At 53.8% G+C, this 19,943-nt stretch carries 17 protein-coding genes; all 17 read left to right on the top strand.

The window, feature by feature from the left end; translation table 11 throughout:
- Positions 1-90: 90 nt before the first annotated feature.
- Positions 91-1,809, top strand: coding sequence for an acetolactate synthase 3 large subunit (gene ilvI / locus ACQKDS_RS00500; protein ID WP_399664875.1), 1,719 nt, complete (start codon positions 91-93; stop codon positions 1,807-1,809).
- 2 nt (positions 1,810-1,811) lie between these two features.
- On the top strand, positions 1,812-2,303 hold the full coding sequence (gene ilvN, locus ACQKDS_RS00495) for an acetolactate synthase small subunit (protein ID WP_399664878.1): 492 nt from the start codon (positions 1,812-1,814) through the stop codon (positions 2,301-2,303).
- A gap of 217 nt (positions 2,304-2,520) precedes the next feature.
- Complete coding sequence (gene cra, locus ACQKDS_RS00490; RefSeq protein ID WP_399664881.1) at positions 2,521-3,525, top strand: catabolite repressor/activator; 1,005 nt, start codon at positions 2,521-2,523, stop codon at positions 3,523-3,525.
- Positions 3,526-4,259: 734 nt separating this feature from the next.
- Entirely contained in the window at positions 4,260-4,718 is a 459-nt protein-coding gene (gene mraZ / locus ACQKDS_RS00485) for a division/cell wall cluster transcriptional repressor MraZ (protein WP_399664884.1), read from the top strand.
- A 2-nt stretch (positions 4,719-4,720) separates the two neighbouring features.
- Positions 4,721-5,662: a 16S rRNA (cytosine(1402)-N(4))-methyltransferase RsmH gene (gene rsmH / locus ACQKDS_RS00480; protein WP_399664887.1), complete on the top strand. Its 942-nt coding sequence runs from the start codon at positions 4,721-4,723 to the stop codon at positions 5,660-5,662.
- Positions 5,659-5,979: a cell division protein FtsL gene (ftsL, locus tag ACQKDS_RS00475; protein WP_399664890.1), complete on the top strand. Its 321-nt coding sequence runs from the start codon at positions 5,659-5,661 to the stop codon at positions 5,977-5,979. The genes rsmH and ftsL overlap by 4 nt, the downstream gene beginning before the upstream one ends.
- A 42-nt stretch (positions 5,980-6,021) precedes the next feature.
- On the top strand, positions 6,022-7,785 hold the full coding sequence (locus tag ACQKDS_RS00470; RefSeq protein ID WP_399664893.1) for a peptidoglycan glycosyltransferase FtsI: 1,764 nt from the start codon (positions 6,022-6,024) through the stop codon (positions 7,783-7,785).
- Positions 7,772-9,259 carry a UDP-N-acetylmuramoyl-L-alanyl-D-glutamate--2,6-diaminopimelate ligase gene (gene murE, locus ACQKDS_RS00465; RefSeq protein WP_399664896.1) on the top strand — a complete coding sequence of 496 codons (1,488 nt, stop codon included), beginning with the start codon at positions 7,772-7,774 and terminating at the stop codon, positions 9,257-9,259. The genes ACQKDS_RS00470 and murE overlap by 14 nt, the downstream gene beginning before the upstream one ends.
- Positions 9,256-10,617: a UDP-N-acetylmuramoyl-tripeptide--D-alanyl-D-alanine ligase gene (murF, locus tag ACQKDS_RS00460; protein WP_399664899.1), complete on the top strand. Its 1,362-nt coding sequence runs from the start codon at positions 9,256-9,258 to the stop codon at positions 10,615-10,617. The genes murE and murF overlap by 4 nt, the downstream gene beginning before the upstream one ends.
- Positions 10,611-11,693, top strand: a complete 1,083-nt coding sequence (gene mraY, locus ACQKDS_RS00455) for a phospho-N-acetylmuramoyl-pentapeptide-transferase (protein WP_399664901.1) — start codon at positions 10,611-10,613, stop codon at positions 11,691-11,693. The genes murF and mraY overlap by 7 nt, the downstream gene beginning before the upstream one ends.
- A gap of 2 nt (positions 11,694-11,695) precedes the next feature.
- Positions 11,696-13,015, top strand: a complete 1,320-nt coding sequence (murD, locus tag ACQKDS_RS00450) for a UDP-N-acetylmuramoyl-L-alanine--D-glutamate ligase (protein WP_399664904.1) — start codon at positions 11,696-11,698, stop codon at positions 13,013-13,015.
- Positions 13,012-14,214 carry a cell division protein FtsW gene (ftsW, locus tag ACQKDS_RS00445; protein ID WP_399664907.1) on the top strand — a complete coding sequence of 401 codons (1,203 nt, stop codon included), beginning with the start codon at positions 13,012-13,014 and terminating at the stop codon, positions 14,212-14,214. Before murD ends, ftsW begins: the two co-directional genes overlap by 4 nt.
- 3 nt (positions 14,215-14,217) lie before the next feature.
- Complete coding sequence (gene murG / locus ACQKDS_RS00440; RefSeq protein WP_399664910.1) at positions 14,218-15,282, top strand: undecaprenyldiphospho-muramoylpentapeptide beta-N-acetylglucosaminyltransferase; 1,065 nt, start codon at positions 14,218-14,220, stop codon at positions 15,280-15,282.
- Positions 15,283-15,369: 87 nt separating this feature from the next.
- Positions 15,370-16,845: a UDP-N-acetylmuramate--L-alanine ligase gene (murC, locus tag ACQKDS_RS00435; RefSeq protein WP_399664912.1), complete on the top strand. Its 1,476-nt coding sequence runs from the start codon at positions 15,370-15,372 to the stop codon at positions 16,843-16,845.
- Positions 16,838-17,758 (top strand): D-alanine--D-alanine ligase, encoded by a 921-nt coding sequence (locus tag ACQKDS_RS00430; protein ID WP_399664915.1) that lies wholly within the window; start codon positions 16,838-16,840, stop codon positions 17,756-17,758. The genes murC and ACQKDS_RS00430 overlap by 8 nt, the downstream gene beginning before the upstream one ends.
- Position 17,759: 1 nt before the next feature.
- Positions 17,760-18,623: a cell division protein FtsQ gene (ftsQ, locus tag ACQKDS_RS00425; protein WP_399664918.1), complete on the top strand. Its 864-nt coding sequence runs from the start codon at positions 17,760-17,762 to the stop codon at positions 18,621-18,623.
- The gene (gene ftsA, locus ACQKDS_RS00420; RefSeq protein WP_399664921.1) at positions 18,620-19,876 is read left to right on the top strand and encodes a cell division protein FtsA; all 1,257 of its coding nucleotides are present in this window, start codon (positions 18,620-18,622) and stop codon (positions 19,874-19,876) included. Before ftsQ ends, ftsA begins: the two co-directional genes overlap by 4 nt.
- Positions 19,877-19,943 lie beyond the last annotated feature (67 nt).

Here is a 19,943-nt window from a genome sequence, read left to right as displayed (position 1 = left end):
ATGAACAAACCATAATATTGTGGGGGCATTCCCACGGTAGGTGCCACGTTCCGGCGCCAAACAAGTATCAGTAAGCCTGGAGGCAAACCCATGGAGATGTTATCAGGAGCCGAGATGGTCGTCCGTTCGTTGATCGATCAGGGCGTTAAACATGTATTTGGCTACCCTGGGGGGGCAGTTCTCGATATTTACGATGCCCTGCACACGGTAGGCGGCATCGACCATGTGTTGGTTCGCCATGAGCAGGGAGCGGTGCATATGGCCGACGGCTATGCGCGCGCCACGGGTGAGGTCGGGGTCGTGTTGGTGACGTCTGGTCCAGGTGCTACCAACGCCATTACCGGCATCGCTACGGCTTACATGGATTCTATCCCGATGGTGGTGTTGTCTGGTCAAGTACCGAGTTCGCTGATTGGTTACGATGCTTTTCAGGAATGTGACATGGTGGGGATTTCTCGCCCGGTAGTAAAACACAGCTTCCTCGTGAAGCGTACTGAAGACATCCCCGGCGTTCTCAAAAAAGCGTTTTATCTGGCGGCGAGTGGCCGGCCTGGCCCGGTGGTCATTGATTTGCCGAAAGACATTGTTGGGCCGGCGGTCAGAATGCCGTATGTCTACCCTCAAGCGGTCAGTATGCGCTCATACAACCCAACGGTGCAGGGGCATCGTGGGCAAATCAAACGCGCATTGCACACCATTCTGGCAGCTAAAAAACCGGTTATGTACGTCGGTGGCGGTGCCATCAACGCTGCTTGTGATGGGGAGTTGTTAGCGTTAGCGGAGAAATTGAATCTGCCGGTTACCTGCACGTTGATGGGGCTGGGCGCGTTTCCGGGAACGCATCGTCAGAGCGTCGGCATGCTTGGTATGCACGGCACGTACGAAGCTAATAAAACCATGCATCATTCTGACGTGATCTTTGCCGTCGGCGTGCGCTTTGACGATCGAACCACCAACAATCTCGCTAAGTACTGCCCGAATGCGACGGTACTGCATATTGATATCGATCCGACTTCCATTTCCAAAACGGTAAATGCCGATATTCCGATTGTCGGTGATGCTAAGCAAGTATTGACACAAATGTTGGAACTGTTGGGGCAGGGTGAAAAGCAGCAGGATCATGATGCTCTGCGTGATTGGTGGCAATCTATTGAACAATGGCGGGCGCGTGATTGCCTGGGTTACGATAAATCTAGCACGACCATTAAACCGCAGTCGGTCATTGAAGCGCTGCACCGTTTGACCAAAGGTGGGGCTTATGTGACCTCCGATGTCGGGCAGCACCAAATGTTTGCCGCATTGTATTATCCGTTCGATAAACCACGCCGTTGGATCAACTCCGGTGGGCTTGGCACCATGGGCTTTGGTTTGCCCGCTGCCCTTGGCGTGAAGCTGGCGCTGCCGGATGAAACCGTGGTGTGTGTTACCGGCGACGGTAGTATTCAGATGAATATCCAAGAGTTGTCTACAGCGCTACAGTATAACTTGCCAGTGGTGGTGGTTAATCTTAACAATCGCTATCTGGGGATGGTCAAACAGTGGCAAGACATGATTTATTCCGGCCGGCATTCGCAGTCTTATATGGAATCACTACCGGACTTCGTTAAATTGGCGGAGGCTTATGGGCATGTCGGCATTGCCATTCGTAGCCCTGACGAGTTGGAAAGTAAACTGGCGCAGGCGTTAGCCGAGAAAGATCGACTGGTCTTTGTCGATGTGACCGTCGATGAAACCGAGCATGTTTATCCAATGCAAATCCGTGGCGGAAGCATGGAAGAAATGTGGTTAAGCAAAACGGAGAGGAGCTGATCATGCGGCGTATTTTATCTGTACTGCTGGAAAATGAATCCGGTGCGCTGTCGCGCGTGGTTGGTTTGTTCTCTCAGCGCGGTTACAACATTGAAAGTCTGACCGTCGCACCGACCGATGACCCAACGTTATCGCGAATGACCATTCAAACCGTCGGTGATGAGAAGGTATTGGAGCAAATCGAAAAACAATTGCACAAGCTGGTGGATGTGTTGCGTGTGAATGAATTGGCGCAAGGTGCACACGTAGAGCGTGAAATCATGTTAGTGAAGTTGCAGGCCAGCGGGTATGGGCGTGAAGAGGTCAAACGTTGCGCCGATATCTTCCGTGGGCAGATTGTTGATGTCACCGCCACGCTGTACACGGTTCAATTGGCCGGTACCAGTGATAAGCTTGATGCCTTCCTCAGTACAGTGCGTGATGTTGCTGAAATTGTTGAAGTGGCGCGTTCTGGAGTGGTTGGTGTATCACGCGGCGATAAAATCATGCGTTAAGGCTCGACATCGAGTCAGTCAACCTTGGGCACGAAAGGAAAGGGCGTGCCCGTTCATTTTTGATCATAGTATCGATAAAATTTGCCTGAATGCAGGCCGTTTCGGCAAAAGCGGTTGCCCGGCTGTGTTTTCTGCTGTTAGATCGCTGTGCCGGATTATGGGATGCCTGGTCCGACAGTTGTCATACTCTACCTATCAGCTTTAGTAAGGGGTTAACGTGAAACTGGATGAAATCGCGCGTCTCGCAGGCGTTTCGCGCACCACGGCCAGTTATGTCATCAATGGAAAGGCGAAGCAGTATCGCGTTAGTGATAAAACCGTCGAGAAAGTGATGGCCGTGGTCAGGGAGCATAATTATCATCCGAACGCCGTCGCGGCAGGACTGCGTGCCGGTCGGACCCGTTCTATCGGTTTGGTGATTCCGGATCTGGAAAATACCAGCTACACCCGTATTGCCAACTATCTTGAGCGTCAGGCGCGTCAACGCGGTTATCAGTTATTGATCGCCTGTTCAGAAGATCAGCCAGACAATGAAATGCGTTGCATTGAACATCTACTGCAACGTCAGGTTGATGCGATCATTGTTTCCACGGCATTACCTCCTGAACATCCTTTCTACCAGCGCTGGATCAACGATCCTCTGCCGATTATTGCGCTGGATCGTGCTCTGGATCGCGAACATTTCATCAGCGTTGTGGGTGCCGATCAAGATGATGCCTTTGTGTTAGCTCAGGAACTGCGAACCTTCCCAGCGGAATCCGTGCTGTATCTGGGTGCATTGCCGGAACTGTCGGTCAGTTTTCTGCGTGAGCAAGGTTTTCGCCAGGCTTGGCAAGATGATGAACGTCATGTTGACTATCTCTATGCCAACAGTTACGAGCGAGAAGCCGCCGGAACATTGTTTGCGAACTGGTTGAAAAATAATCCGATGCCACAGGCGTTGTTCACTACCTCGTTCTCACTGTTGCAGGGCGTGATGGATGTTACGCTTAAACAACACGGCCGGTTGCCGAGCGATCTGGCTATCGCTACGTTTGGCGATAATGAACTGATGGATTTCCTCGAGTGTCCGGTATTGGCGGTGGCGCAGCGGCATCGTGATGTGGCCGAGCGCGTACTGGAGTTGGTTCTTGCCAGCCTGGATGAGCCGCATAAACCGAAGCCCGGGTTAACCCGCATTCGCCGAAACCTGTTTCGACGTGGCAGCCTGAGCCGCAAATAGCGTTTTCTCCGTGGGGTTCGGCCGAACGAATCCCACAAAAAAGACCCTGAAACGCGTGAATACGGGCTATTGCCAATAAATATATTTAAAACAGTGGGTTGATTTTTTCTTTTGTTTTCACGGATTGAAATACGGAAAACGATAGGAATAAACATGTCAGAAAATGAAATGAATACTGTAAAAAAATATTTTGGGAGTAATCTTAGCGAGATGCTTTAAATCGAAATGGGTTTACTTCGTAATATCCGATCAATTTATTTTTTCTTCATTCTCTGCACTGTCCACTTAATTACGATAAAATAATGCGCTCGCTGCTGTTCGCGGGGAGTTGAGCGTTATTAACACAGGCATTTATTGTTTACTGAGCCGTGGTCGAGGTTGTCCCTCGCCTGGCGAGACGGCGCTGGTTAGCAAACTTCGGGGTTGTGATTACCGAATTGAAAAGTGAGACGTCGATTGCAGAAGAAAGTATTGAGTTAATTTATCGCCAAATTGTCAGGTTTTTAACCGCACACTTTCCAGTTTAGAAATTCTCCTCGTTTATCATGGTGTTAATTTTTATTCTTTGAATAAAATGCGTTCCTTTCGCGAGTTAGCTCTCAAAATGACCAGAGAAATATTGTCAAAGCTCTGCCGCTCTGGCTTGACAAGGTTTTCATACCCTCCGTAAACTCCTTTATGTGGGAATTTGTGGAGTAAAGTGGTGAAAAAGGTCAGGAAGGGGTAGCGCGGCGATGTTTCGTGGCGCGACGATGGTCAATCTCGACAGCAAAGGGCGGCTTGCCGTACCGACTCGTTACCGGGAAACGCTGATCGAGGAATCGCAAGGCCAAATGGTTTGCACCATTGACCTCCATCAACCTTGCCTACTGCTTTATCCATTACCCGAATGGGAAATTATTGAACAAAAACTATCTCGTCTGTCGAGTATGAATCCAGCAGAACGTCGTGTTCAGCGACTGCTGTTGGGGCATGCAAGTGAGTGTCAGATGGATAGCGCCGGTCGGTTGTTGATAGCCAGTACGCTACGTCAACACGCCGCGCTCACTAAAGAAGTGATGCTGGTCGGGCAGTTCAACAAGTTTGAACTGTGGGATGAACAGACCTGGTATCAACAAGTCAAGGATGATATTGACGCAGAACAGTCGTCTCAGGAACCGTTGTCTGAACGGCTACAGGACTTGTCGCTATAAGCATGTTGGAAAATTATAAACACACCACCGTGCTGTTGGATGAGGCAGTTAATGGCCTCAACATCCGCAGCAACGGCATATATATCGACGGTACTTTTGGTCGCGGTGGTCACTCCCGTCTGATTCTGTCCCAGTTGGGGCCAGAAGGGCGTTTGCTGGCAATTGATCGCGATCCGCAGGCGATTGCAGCTGCCAAATCTATTGAAGATCCCCGTTTTACTATCGTACACGGCCCGTTCTCCGAATTGTCGCACTATGTGCGGGAGCGCGAACTGGTCGGCAAGATCGATGGCGTATTGCTCGATTTGGGCGTTTCCTCTCCACAGTTGGATGATGCCGAACGCGGCTTTTCGTTTATGCGTGACGGTCCGCTGGATATGCGTATGGATCCAACGCGCGGCCAGTCGGCTTCAGAATGGTTGCTGAAAGCAGAAGCGGATGACATCGCTTGGGTGTTAAAGACCTTTGGCGAAGAGCGTTTTGCCAAGCGAATTGCCCGCGCCATTGTTGAGCGTAATAAAACCGAGCCGATGACGCGCACCAAAGAGTTGGCTGATTTGATCGCTAATGCCAGCCCGTTCCGCGAAAAGCATAAGCACCCCGCCACGCGTAGCTTCCAGGCGATTCGAATTTACATCAACAGTGAGCTGGAAGAAATTGAGCGGGCGCTGGACGGTGCGTTGGAAGTGCTGGCGCCGCAGGGACGTTTGTCGATTATCAGTTTCCACTCGTTGGAAGATCGAATCGTTAAGCGCTTTATGCGCCATCATAGCCGCGGTGCGCAGGTTCCCGCCGGTTTGCCATTGACCGAAGCGCAATTGCGTGAGTTGGGGGGGCGCAGTCTGAAAGCACTGGGCAAAATGATGCCGTCAGAAGCAGAAGTGGCGGATAACCCACGCGCGCGCAGCTCTGTGCTGCGTATTGCAGAGCGGATGCCAGCGTGATCGGCAACGAACGTCACGGATTAGTTGGTGTGATCGGCGGCGATTTGCTGCGTAATGCTAAGATCCCGCTGATTTTGCTGATTGCCGTGCTGGTCTCGGCCATGTTGGTGGTGACAACGGCACACCGTACACGTTTGTTGACGGCCGAGCGCGAGCAACTTGTTTTAGAAAAAGATGCGTTAGATATCGAGTGGCGCAACCTGATTCTTGAAGAAAATGCCTTAGGCGATCACAGCCGCGTAGAGCGTATCGCGACAGAGAAACTGCAAATGCGGCACGTCGATCCGGCGCAAGAAAATATCATCGTTAAGCAGTGAAAAGTTTAACCGGTGTCATGATTTGGAGCAAAAAGGTAACGCATGAAAGCAGCACGCCCCGGTAAGTTTAAACGCCAGGAAGATCAAGCCAGCTTTGTTAGCTGGCGTTTTGCGTTACTGTGCGGCTGTATTTTGCTGGCGCTGGTTGGGCTGATGTTGCGCGTTGCTTACCTACAGGTGATCAATCCCGACCGGTTGGTGAAAGAAGGCGACATGCGTTCTCTGCGTGTTCAGCAAGTGCCCACGTCACGCGGAATGATCAGCGATCGCGCTGGGCGTCCGTTGGCGGTCAGTGTGCCGGTCAATGCCATTTGGGCCGATCCAAAGGTATTGAATGAGCGTGGCGGCATTACCTTGGATAATCGCTGGAAAGCGCTGTCAGAAGCGCTGGATATTCCTCTAGATCAGCTTTCTAAACGGGTGAATGCTAACCCGAAGGGGCGTTTCGTTTATCTGGCGCGTCAGGTGAATCCGGCAATCGGTGATTACGTACAAAAATTGAAGTTGCCGGGGATTTATCTGCGGCAAGAGGCGCGTCGTTATTACCCGGCTGGTCAAGTGACATCGCATATCATCGGCGTCACCAATATTGATGGGCAAGGGATTGAAGGCATAGAGAAAAGTTTTGACCGCTGGCTGACTGGGCAACCCGGTGAGCGTACCGTGCGTAAAGATCGCTACGGACGGGTGATTGAAGATATCTCCTCGGTTGATAGCCAAGAGGCGCACAACCTGGTGCTGAGTGTAGATGAGCGTTTGCAAGCATTGGTGTATCGCGAACTGAGCAATGCGGTTGCCTTCAATAAGGCCGAATCAGGTACGGCGGTGCTGATCGACGTCAACACCGGTGAAGTGTTAGCCATGGCTAACAGCCCCTCTTATAACCCGAATAATATGGCCGGTACGCCGAAAGACACCATGCGTAACCGGGCGATCACCGATATTTTTGAACCGGGCTCCACCGTGAAGCCAATGGTGGTGATGACCGCCTTGCAGCACGGCGTGGTGAAAGAAAACAGCGTACTAAATACGATCCCTTACCGCGTTAATGGTCATGAGATCAAAGATGTGGCGCGTTATCCAGAACTCTCGGTAACCGGGATTTTGCAGAAGTCGAGTAATGTCGGTGTTTCTAAGCTGGCGTTAGCGATGCCGTCCTCAGCGTTAGTAGACACTTACTCACGTTTTGGATTGGGAAAAGCGACCAATTTGGGGTTGGTCGGAGAAAGCAGTGGCATATACCCAAAAAAACAACGGTGGTCTGACATAGAGAGGGCCACCTTCTCTTTCGGCTACGGGCTAATGGTAACACCGTTACAGTTAGCGCGAGTCTACGCAACCATCGGCAGCCTAGGCGTTTACCGCCCACTGTCGATTACCAAGGTTGATCCGCCAGTCGCGGGTGAGCGCGTTTTCCCTGAACCGTTGGTACGCAGCGTGTTGCACATGATGGAAAGCGTGGCATTACCGGGCGGTGGCGGCGTGAAAGCGGCCATTAAGGGCTATCGTATCGCCATTAAAACGGGGACGGCCAAAAAGGTTGGCCCGGATGGGAAATACGTCAACCGCTATATCGCTTATACCGCTGGCGTTGCGCCAGCAAGCCATCCGCGCTTTGCCTTGGTAGTGGTGATCAATGACCCTCAAGGCGGGAAGTATTACGGTGGTGCAATTTCTGCGCCGGTGTTTGGCGCCATCATGGGCGGCGTATTGCGCACCATGAATGTTGAACCTGACGCATTGCCCGTCAGTGATAAAAGCGAAATAGTGATTAATAAAAAAGAGGGTTCAGGTGGCAGATCGTAATTTGCGCGACTTACTCGCTTCGTGGGTGCCGACGGCACCCGAGCGCGCGCTGCGGGAAATGATATTAGACAGCCGAATCGCGGCTGCCGGGGATCTGTTTGTCGCCATTATTGGCCATCAAACGGATGGACGCCGCTATATTCCTCAGGCCATCGCTCAAGGGGTGGCCGCAGTGATTGCTGAAGCAGAGGGCGAAGCCGCAGACGGCGAAATTCGTGAGATACACGGTGTGCCGGTGATTTACTTGAGCCAGCTTAACCAACGTCTTTCTGCATTGGCCGGGCGCTTTTACCACCAGCCAGCCGAGCGTTTGCGTTTGGTTGGCGTGACAGGCACCAATGGTAAAACCACCACCGCGCAGCTATTAGCGCAATGGAGCCAACTGTTGGGGGAAACCGCCGCGGTGATGGGCACCGTCGGGAATGGTCTGCTGGGCCAAGTTTGCCCAACTGAGAATACCACCGGATCGGCCGTTGATGTTCAACATGTATTAAACGATTTGGCAGAACGCGGCGCGACCTTTGCCGCCATGGAAGTCTCTTCTCACGGCCTGGTGCAACACCGCGTGGCAGCCTTGCCGTTTGCTGCCGCGGTGTTCACTAATTTGAGCCGCGACCACCTGGATTATCACGGGGATATGGCGAACTACGAAGCGGCCAAGTGGGCATTGTTCGCCGATCACGCAGTCGGGCAAGCGATTATCAATGCGGATGATGAGGTAGGGCACCGTTGGCTGATGAAACTGCCTGATGCGGTCGCTGTCAGTTTGCAGGGTAATGCGCAACTCGCCGGTCGTGAGCGCTGGCTGCAAGCTAACGAGGTGGATTATCACGATAACGGCGCCACCATCCGCTTCCGTTCAAGTTGGGGTGACGGCGAGATCGACAGCCGTCTGATGGGCGCTTTCAACGTCAATAATGTGCTGTTAGCGCTGGCAACGCTGTTGTCATTGGGGTATCCGCTAGTGGCGTTGGTGAAAACCGGCGGTCAGCTACAGCCCGTATGTGGCCGCATGGAGGTGTTCAATGCACCCGGCAAGCCTACGGTTGTGGTGGATTATGCTCACACCCCGGATGCGTTAGAGAAAGCGCTGGACGCTGCGCGGCTGCATTGCCAGGGGCAATTGTGGTGCGTCTTCGGCTGTGGCGGCGATCGCGATAAGGGCAAGCGCCCTCTGATGGGCGGCATTGCTGAGCAATTCGCCGATCGCGTAGTGGTGACAGATGACAACCCGCGTACCGAAGATCCGCAGACGATAATTGCCGACATCCTCACCGGTTTGCTGGACGCCGGGCGGGTGCAGGTGATTCATGGGCGCGCTGAGGCGGTAACCAGCGCGGTGATGCAGGCGAAAGAGCAAGATGTTGTGTTGATCGCGGGCAAAGGCCATGAGGACTATCAACTGGTGGGGAATCGCCGCTTGGATTATTCCGACCGCACCACCGTCGCACGTTTGCTGGGGGTATTGGCATGATTCCCGTCTCTCTTCAGGCTTTGACCGCGGTATTAAGCGCTGAATTGATTGGCGTCGATTGCCAAATCAGTGAGGTGACGACAGACACCCGTAACGTGACCGCCGGTTGCCTGTTTATCGCGTTGCAAGGCGAGCGTTTCGATGCGCACGATTTTGCCGAAGAAGCGATAGCCGCCGGGGCTGGTGCCTTACTGGTGAGTAAGCGCTTATCTGTGGCGGTGCCGCAACTGGTGGTGAGCGATACCCGTCTGGCGCTGGGGCAATTAGCCGGTTGGGTACGTCAACAGGTGCCCGCGCGCGTCGTCGCGTTGACTGGCTCATCGGGCAAGACCTCGGTGAAGGAAATGACCGCCGCCATTCTGAGCCAGTGTGGCCAAGTACTGTATACCGCCGGTAATTTTAATAACGACATCGGCGTACCGCTGACGTTGTTGCGCATGCAGCCACAGCATGATTTTGCGGTTATTGAGTTGGGCGCAAACCATATTGGTGAAATTGCTTACACCACAGCGCTGACGCGGCCGCAAACGGCATTAGTGAATAATCTGGCAGCGGCACATTTAGAAGGTTTTGGCTCACTGGCTGGCGTTGCTCAGGCGAAAGGCGAAATTTTTGCCGGTTTACCGAGTGATGGTGTGGCCATTATTAACGCCGATAACAATGACTGGCCGCATTGGCAGAGTCAGTTGCATGACAAGCAAGTGTGGCGTTTCTCGCCGCAGGCTGCAGAAGGCGTGGATTTCTTTGCCAGTGATATCACGGTGAATGCCAAGGGCACCCAGTTTACGCTGCATAGTCCGTTTGGCTCAATGGCTGTGGCCTTGCCGTTGCCCGGCCGTCACAACGTGGCTAATGCGCTGGCTGCCAGTGCGCTGGCTATGTCGGTGGGGGCTTCTTTAGAGGCTGTACGTTGTGGGTTGCAGCAATTGCAGGCGGTGCCGGGGCGTTTATTCCCGATTCAGCTTAAACCGGGCAAGTTGCTGTTGGACGACAGCTACAACGCCAATGTGGGCTCGATGACGGCTGCGGCCCAGGTGTTGGCTGACATGCCTGGCTACCGCGTGATGGTCGCGGGCGATATGGCTGAGCTAGGCGACGAAGCCGAAGAGTGTCACCGCCAAGTCGGGGAGGCAGCTTGTCTGGCCGGTGTCGATAAAGTGTTGACCGTCGGTAAGCTGAGCCAACTGCTCAGCGCCGCTTCGGCGAATGGCGAACATTTTCATGACAAAGCAGCCGTGATTGCACGCGTGGCGGAATTACTGGCAGAGCATGCGGTGATTACCGTGTTAATCAAAGGGTCACGTAGTGCCGCAATGGAGCAGGTAGTACGCGCGTTACAGGAGAAAGCAGCATGTTAGTTTGGCTGGCCGAACATTTGGTCAAATATTATTCCGGCTTTAACGTCTTTTCTTACCTGACGTTCCGAGCCATTGTCAGCCTGCTGACCGCGCTGTTTATTTCTTTGTGGATGGGGCCGCGACTGATCAGCCGTTTGCAGCAGATGTCCTTCGGGCAGGTGGTGCGTAACGACGGCCCAGAGTCGCACTTCAGCAAGCGCGGCACGCCGACCATGGGCGGCATCATGATCTTGACCTCGATTACCATTTCGGTGCTGATGTGGGCCTATCCGTCCAACCCGTACGTTTGGTGCGTGCTGTTTGTGCTGGTGGGTTACGGCATTGTCGGGTTTGTCGACGATTACCGCAAGGTGGTGCGCAAGGACACCAATGGGCTGATTGCCCGCTGGAAGTATTTCTGGATGTCGGTAATTGCGCTGGTCGTGGCGTTCAGCATGTACATGGTCGGTAAAGATACCCCCGCTACCGAACTGGTGGTGCCGTTCTTTAAAGACGTCATGCCGCAATTGGGGCTGCTGTATGTGCTGTTGGCCTACTTTGTGATTGTCGGCACCGGCAACGCGGTCAACCTGACCGACGGCTTGGACGGCCTGGCGATTATGCCGACGGTGCTGGTGGCGGCGGGTTTTGCATTGGTAGCGTGGGCGACCGGTAACATGAACTTCGCCAACTACCTGCATATTCCGTATCTGCGGCATGCCGGTGAGTTGGTGATTGTCTGCACCGCGATTGTGGGGGCAGGTTTGGGCTTCTTGTGGTTCAACACCTATCCGGCTCAGGTATTTATGGGTGACGTGGGTTCGTTGGCATTAGGCGGCGCACTGGGCACCATCGCTGTGCTGCTGCGCCAAGAGTTTTTACTGGTGATTATGGGCGGTGTGTTTGTTGTTGAAACGCTGTCGGTAATCTTACAGGTGGGATCGTTCAAGCTGCGCGGACAACGTATTTTCCGCATGGCACCGATTCATCACCACTACGAGCTGAAAGGCTGGCCAGAACCTCGGGTGATTGTGCGGTTCTGGATTATTTCGCTGATGCTGGTGCTGATTGGCCTGGCAACGCTGAAGGTACGTTAATCATGGCGGATTATCAGGGTAAAAAAGTCGTCATCATCGGATTAGGCTTGACCGGCCTATCTTGTGTTGATTTCTTTATGACGCGCGGTGTTACACCACGCGTTATGGATACCCGCGTGTCTCCGCCAGGGCTGGACAAATTGCCTGCCAGCGTGGAGCGGCATTTGGGTGATTTGCGGGAAGACTGGCTGCTGGTTGCCGATGTGATCGTTGCCAGCCCCGGCGTGGCACTGGCAACGCCAGCACTGCGCGCAGCCGCCGACGCCGGTGTGGAAATTGTCGGGGATGTTGAGCTGTTCTGCCGCGAAGCGCAGGCACCGATTGTTGCGATCACCGGCTCCAATGGCAAAAGCACCGTTACCGCACTGGTTGGCGAGATGGCGAAGGCCGCGGGGTGGGCGGTGGGGGTTGGCGGTAATATTGGCTTGCCGGTACTGGATTTGCTGCGGCAGGAGTGTGAATTGTATGTGCTCGAACTGTCGAGCTTCCAACTGGAAACGACGTCCAGCCTGCATGCGGCAGCCGCTACCATCCTTAATGTGACCGAAGACCATATGGATCGCTATCCATTGGGTTTGCAGCAGTATCGCGCGGCCAAGCTGCGTATCTATGAAAACGCTGACGTGTGCGTGGTGAACGCTGATGACGCGCTGACCATGCCGGTGCGCGGTGCCGATGAGCGTTGTATCAGTTTTGGTGCGGACGTTGGTAATTATCATTTGAATCACCAATTGGGTGAAATCTGGCTGCGCGTGAACGGCGAAAAAGTGTTAAATACCCGCGAGATGAAGCTGACTGGCCGTCATAACTACACCAATGCCTTGGCGGCGCTGGCGTTAGCCGATGCGGTGAATATTCCGCGTGCTTCCAGCCTGAAAGCGCTGACCACCTATGCCGGGTTGGCACATCGCTTCCAACAGGTATTGGACAATAAAGGCGTTCGTTGGATTAACGACTCTAAGGCCACTAACGTTGGCAGCACCGAAGCGGCGCTGAACGGCCTTCAGGTCGATGGCACATTGCATCTGCTGCTAGGGGGCGACGGTAAGTCTGCCGATTTCTCACCGCTGGCGCGTTATCTGCAGGGCGAGCGGGTACGTTTGTACTGCTTCGGTCGTGACGGCGAACAACTGGCGCAATTGCGCCCTGACGTGGCGATGCAAACCGATACCCTGGAACAGGCGATGCGGGTAATTGCCGCTATTGTGCAACCTGGCGATATGGTTTTACTGTCGCCGGCCTGTGCCAGCCTTGACCAGTTCCGCAATTTTGAAGTACGTGGCAATGAGTTTGCCCGTCTGGCACAGGAGCTTGGCGGATGAAGCTATCAATGCCGGCCTTGGGTCTGAGCAACAAGCTGAAAGAGTGGGTAATGGGGTCGCGAGAAAGCGACTCCGCGACCATGGTGTTGTATGACCGCACCTTGCTGTGGCTCATTTTTGGTTTGGCGATTATTGGCTTTGTGATGGTGACATCGGCCTCGATGCCGATTGGCCAACGTCTGGCGGACGATCCGTTCCTGTTTGCTAAGCGCCATGCTTTATACCTAGGGCTGGCATTTGGTCTGTCTTTGGTGACATTACGTATCCCGATGGATATTTGGCAACGCTACAGCAATGTCATGTTGCTGCTAGCCATCGTGCTACTGCTGATTGTTTTGGTGGTTGGCAGTTCGGTAAACGGTGCCTCGCGCTGGATTTCCCTCGGGCCGTTGCGTATTCAGCCTGCAGAACTGTCGAAATTGTCGCTATTTTGCTATTTGGCCAGCTATTTGGTGCGCAAGGTAGAAGAGGTACGCAGTAATTTCTGGGGGTTCTGTAAACCGATGGGTGTCATGGTGGTGTTGGCGGTGTTGCTGCTGGCGCAACCGGACTTGGGCACCGTAGTGGTGTTGTTTATTACTACCTTGGCAATGCTGTTCTTAGCGGGTGCCAAAATGTGGCAGTTCTTGGCGATTATCGGTTCTGGCGTGTTCGCGGTGGTGTTATTGATCATCGCTGAACCCTATCGTATGCGCCGCGTCACCTCGTTTTGGAATCCGTGGGAAGATCCGTTCGGCAGTGGTTACCAGTTAACGCAGTCGCTGATGGCCTTCGGGCGCGGAGAGTTCTGGGGGCAAGGCTTGGGTAACTCCGTACAAAAATTGGAATATTTACCCGAAGCGCATACTGATTTTATCTTCTCGATCTTAGGTGAGGAGTTGGGCTATATCGGTGTGGTTTTCGCGCTGTTAATGGTATTCTTCGTCGCTTTTCGCGCGATGTCGATTGGCCGACGTGCGCTTGAGCTTGATCAGCGTTTTTCCGGTTTTTTGGCCTGCTCGATCGGTGTGTGGTTCAGCTTTCAGGCGCTGGTTAACGTTGGGGCTGCCGCCGGGATGCTTCCTACCAAAGGTTTAACCTTGCCACTGATAAGCTACGGTGGTTCGAGCCTGTTGATTATGTCGACGGCGATCGTGCTGTTGTTACGTATTGATTTTGAAACTCGTCTGGCGAAAGCGCAGGCGTTTGTGAAGAGGTAAGGAATGAGCGGGAAACCTAAGCGTTTAATGGTGATGGCAGGCGGCACCGGTGGGCATGTGTTCCCGGGGCTGGCGGTCGCTCATCATCTGATGGCGCAGGGCTGGCAAGTTCGCTGGCTTGGAACCGCAGATCGAATGGAAGCCGAACTGGTGCCAAAGCACGGGATCGACATTGACTTCATTCGAATTTCCGGCCTGCGTGGCAAAGGGCTGATGGCGCAATTAACCGCACCGATACGTATTTGGCGTGCGGTACGTCAGGCAAAAGCGATCATGCGCAGCTATCAGCCGGATGTGGTGCTTGGCATGGGGGGTTATGTTTCTGGCCCTGGTGGTCTGGCTGCTTGGCAATGTGGCATTCCTGTGGTTTTGCATGAGCAAAATGGTATTGCGGGTTTAACCAACCGCTGGCTGGCGCGTATTGCTAAAACGGTATTACAGGCCTTTCCCGGTGCGTTTGCGAATGCTGCGGTGGTAGGTAACCCGGTTCGCACGGATGTATTGGCGTTACCGCTGCCTGCAGACCGTCTGGCAGGGCGTAAAGGCCCGATTCGCGTGTTGGTGATTGGTGGTAGTCAGGGCGCGCGCGTGCTGAATCAGACTGTTCCTGAAGTCGCTGCGCGTTTGAACGATAGAATTACGCTCTGGCATCAAGTGGGCAAAGGCGCATTGGACGTAGTTCAGCGAGATTACGCTCGCGTAGGGCAAACGCAGCACAAGGTTACCGAGTTTATCGATGACATGGCGGCTGCTTATGCTTGGGCCGATGTGGTGGTTTGCCGATCGGGTGCACTGACCGTCAGTGAGATCGCCGCAGCGGGGTTACCGGCAATTTTTGTCCCGTTCCAACATAAAGATCGTCAGCAATATTGGAACGCGCGTCCGTTGGAAGAGGCGGGGGCGGCCAAAATTATTGAACAACCTCAGTTTAACGCCGAGACGGTGGCTGAACTGTTGGCAAGCTGGGATCGCTCGACGCTATTGTCCATGGCCGAAAAGGCGCGTGCGGTAGCGATCCCGGATGCGACTGAACGCGTAGCGGCAGAGCTGATTCGCGTTGCTAAGTGAATACTGTAGGGGTTCGGTTTACCGAGCCTGTAAATGAAGACATGTCATGTAGGGGTTCGATAGGCTGAACCCGGATTAGAGAGAGTGATGAATACACAACAACTGGCGAAACTACGTACTATCGTGCCCGAGATGCGACGTGTCCGGCACATTCACTTTGTCGGCATCGGCGGTGCTGGCATGGGTGGTATCGCCGAAGTGTTGGCTAATGAAGGGTATCACATCAGTGGTTCAGACCTTGCGCCGAACCCGGTGACTCAGCAGTTGAGTGAGCTTGGCGCGACGATTTATTTCCATCATCGTCCTGAGAATGTATTGGATGCGAGTGTGGTGGTGGTCTCGACTGCCATTTCATCCGACAACCCTGAGCTGATTGCCGCGCGAGAGGCGCGTATTCCAGTGATCCGCCGCGCAGAAATGCTGGCTGAACTGATGCGCTTCCGCCACGGTATCGCCGTAGCGGGAACCCACGGAAAAACCACGACCACTGCGATGGTGTCCAGCATTTATGCGGAAGCCGGTTTGGATCCCACGTTTGTCAACGGTGGATTGGTCAAGGCAGCAGGCACTCATGCGCGCTTAGGATCGAGCCGCTATCTGATCGCGGAAGCTGATGAGAGCGACGCATCATTCCTTCATCTGCAACCGATGGTGGCGATTGTCACCAATATCGAAGCCGATCACATGGATACTTACCATGGCGATTTCGAAAACCTGAAGCAGACGTTTATCAATTTCTTGCATAACTTGCCGTTCTACGGGCGTGCGGTGATGTGCATTGATGACCCGGTGGTACGCGAATTACTGCCACGCGTTGGTCGTCACGTCACCACTTATGGGTTCAGTGAAGACGCTGACGTGCGCATCGAAAGTTATAGCCAGGTTGGGCCGCAGGGGCACTTTACCCTGAACCGTCAGGATAAGCCGTTAATGACGGTGACCTTAAATGCCCCCGGCCGTCACAATGCATTGAATGCGGCGGCGGCGGTGGCAGTGGCGACGGAAGAAGGGATTGAGGACGCGGATATTTTGCGTGCGCTGGCCGGTTTCCAAGGCACCGGACGCCGTTTCGATTTCTTGGGTGAATACCCGTTGGCGCCGGTTAACGGCCAAGCGGGTAGCGCGATGTTGGTTGACGACTACGGTCATCATCCAACTGAAGTCGATGCGACGATTAAAGCCGCGCGTGCTGGTTGGCCAGACAAACGTCTGGTGATGATTTTTCAGCCGCACCGTTACACGCGTACGCGCGATCTGTATGACGATTTCGCCAATGTGCTATCGCAGGTCGATCTCTTACTGATGCTGGATGTGTATTCGGCCGGTGAAGCGCCGATCCCGGGGGCAGATAGCCGCTCGCTGTGCCGTACGATTCGCAATCGCGGCAAGTTGGATCCCATTTTGGTGTCTGATGCAGAAACCATATCAGACACCCTGGCGCAACTTCTGCAGCCTGAGGATTTGGTGTTGGTACAGGGGGCTGGCAACGTTGGCAAGATTGCGCGCAAATTATCTGAATTGAAGTTACAACCACAGAAAAAAGAGGAGGAACATCATGGCTGATAAAGTTGCTGTCCTGTTAGGCGGCACTTCCGCTGAACGTGACGTTTCTCTGCAATCTGGCGCGGCAGTGCTGGCGGGGTTGCGTGAGGCCGGTATCGACGCACATGGCATCGATATTCGTGATTTCCCGGTTACTCAATTGAAAGAGCACGGGTTTACCAAAGTCTTTATCGCACTGCATGGTCGCGGGGGAGAAGACGGCACCTTACAGGGCATGTTGGAATTCCTCGAACTGCCGTACACCGGCAGTGGCGTGATGGCATCCGCGCTGACGATGGATAAGTGGCGCACCAAGATGCTGTGGCAGACCATGGGCTTACCTGTCGCCCCGTACGTTGCGCTGCATCGCGCACAGTTCGAGGGCGAAGCAAAGCGTGACGCGTTGGCCAGCATTGAAGCATTAGGTTTGCCGTTAATCGTCAAACCAAGCCGCGAAGGTTCCAGCGTTGGCATGAGTAAAGTGAGCGAAAGCGCAGAGCTTGAGACGGCCTTGGCCGAAGCATTCCGCCATGACGATGATGTACTGGTGGAGAAATGGTTGAGTGGCCCGGAATATACCGTGGCGTTTTTGGGTGACCAATTGTTGCCATCGATTCGCATTCAGCCAGCCGGCGTGTTTTACGATTATCAAGCTAAGTATATTTCCGATGACACCCAGTATTTCTGCCCGAGTGGTTTGGACGCCGAGCAGGAGGCTGAATTAGCCGCGTTGGCAGCACGCGCTTATCGCGTGTTGGATTGCAGCGGTTGGGGGCGTGTGGACGTGATGCAGGATAGCGATGGCCGTTTCTATCTGCTTGAGGTGAACACCTCGCCGGGCATGACCAGTCATAGTCTGGTGCCGATGGCGGCGCGTCAATATGGCTTAAGTTTCTCGCAACTGGTCGCGAGAATTTTGGCGTTGGCTGACTGATATGTCGCAAGCTGCCCTGAATGCGCGCGAACGCGAAGCAGAAACGCATCCGCGACGCAGCAATGGAAGCCAGTTAGCAGGAATGATTTTTCTGCTGATGGTGTTGGGAACCATCCTCTGGTGCGGATGGGCGGTGGTTGGCTGGATGAAAGACGCCAGTCGGCTGCCACTCTCCCGGCTAGTGGTGACCGGTGAGCGCCATTACACCACTAACGATGATATCCGTCAGGCTATTCTGGCATTGGGTGCGCCGGGCACGTTCATGACGCAGGATGTTGATGTTATCCAACAACAAATTGAACGTTTGCCATGGATTAAGCAGGCCAGCGTACGCAAACAGTGGCCGGATGAGCTGAAAATCCATCTGGTGGAATATGTCCCTGTGGCGCGTTGGAATGATTTGCATATGGTCGATACCGAGGGCAAATCGTTTAGCGTGCCAGCAGAACGTGTCGGCAAACAGAAATTGCCGTTGCTCTATGGTCCAGAAGGAAGTGAGCACGACGTTCTTGAAGGCTACCGGACCATGAGCAGCATGTTGGCTGCCAGCAAGTATACCCTGAAGATGGCGTCTATGACGGCACGCCACTCCTGGCAACTGGCTTTGGATAATGATGTCCGGTTGGAACTGGGGCGTGACGATCGCATGGGGCGCCTGCGACGCTTTATCGAGCTGTATCCGGTGCTGGAGCAACAGGGCCAGGCGGAAAGCAAGCGTGTTAACTATGTCGATCTGCGTTACGACGCAGGGGCATCGGTGGGATGGAGCCCCCTGTTGATCGACCCGCAGGGGGGCGATTCGGCGGCACGCGAACAGCAAAACAGTAATCAGCAACAGAATCAGGCACAGGCAAAACAACAATGATCAAGTCGACGGACAGAAAACTGGTAGTTGGACTGGAGATCGGTACGGCGAAAGTCGCCGCATTGGTAGGGGAAGTTCTGCCCGATGGCATGGTCAACATTATCGGGGTCGGCAGTTGCCCATCCCGAGGCATGGACAAGGGTGGCGTTAACGACCTTGAGTCGGTAGTGAAATGCGTGCAGCGCGCTATCGATCAGGCCGAACTGATGGCCGATTGTCAGATTTCGTCGGTCTACCTCGCATTATCGGGTAAACATATCAGTTGCCAGAACGAAATAGGGATGGTTCCTATTTCGGAAGAGGAAGTGACCCAGGAGGATGTGGAGAACGTCGTCCATACCGCCAAGTCGGTACGTGTACGTGACGAGCATCGCGTTCTGCATGTGATTCCTCAAGAATACGCCATCGACTATCAGGAAGGTATCAAAAACCCGGTAGGGTTGTCCGGCGTGCGTATGCAAGCCAAGGTGCATCTGATTACCTGCCATAACGATATGGCAAAAAACATTGTTAAAGCAGTTGAACGTTGTGGTCTGAAAGTTGACCAATTAATTTTCGCCGGTCTGGCCGCCAGCTATGCGGTACTGACCGAAGATGAACGCGAGCTTGGCGTTTGTGTGGTGGATATTGGCGGCGGCACCATGGACATGGCGGTGTATACCGGCGGTGCGCTGCGCCACACGAAAGTTATCCCTTATGCCGGGAACGTGGTTACCAGCGATATTGCTTACGCCTTCGGCACGCCGCCGACGGATGCAGAAGCGATTAAAGTTCGACACGGCTGTGCGCTTGGGTCGATTGTTAGCAAGGATGAGAGTGTAGAGGTGCCTAGCGTTGGGGGACGTCCTCCTCGTAGTCTGCAAAGACAGACACTGGCTGAAGTGATTGAGCCACGCTACACCGAACTGTTGAATCTGGTTAACGATGAAATTTTGCAATTGCAGGAGCAACTGCGTCAGCAAGGGGTGAAGCATCATTTGGCAGCGGGTATTGTGCTGACCGGCGGTGCCGCCCAGATTGATGGTCTGGCAGCTTGTGCGCAACGGGTATTCCATACTCAGGTACGCATCGGCCAACCCTTGAACATCACGGGGCTGACGGATTATGCACAGGAGCCCTACTACTCAACGGCGGTAGGTCTGCTGCACTATGGAAAAGAGTCTCATCTCAGCGGTGAGTCAGAAGTAGAAAAACGCGCCTCGGTGGGCAATTGGTTTAAACGTATCAATAGCTGGCTGAGAAAAGAATTTTAATGTTTCAACAAAGAGATCATGCTGAGTAATCTTTTTATGATCTCGCAGCGACAGGCACAAAACGGAG

It is taken from the genome of Serratia sp. NPDC078593 (assembly GCF_050268245.1).
In the GTDB taxonomy this organism is placed as follows: Bacteria; Pseudomonadota; Gammaproteobacteria; order Enterobacterales; family Enterobacteriaceae; genus JBNNGK01.
Note: the sequence above shows the minus strand (reverse complement) of the source record. Positions and strands in the feature narration are given on the sequence as shown.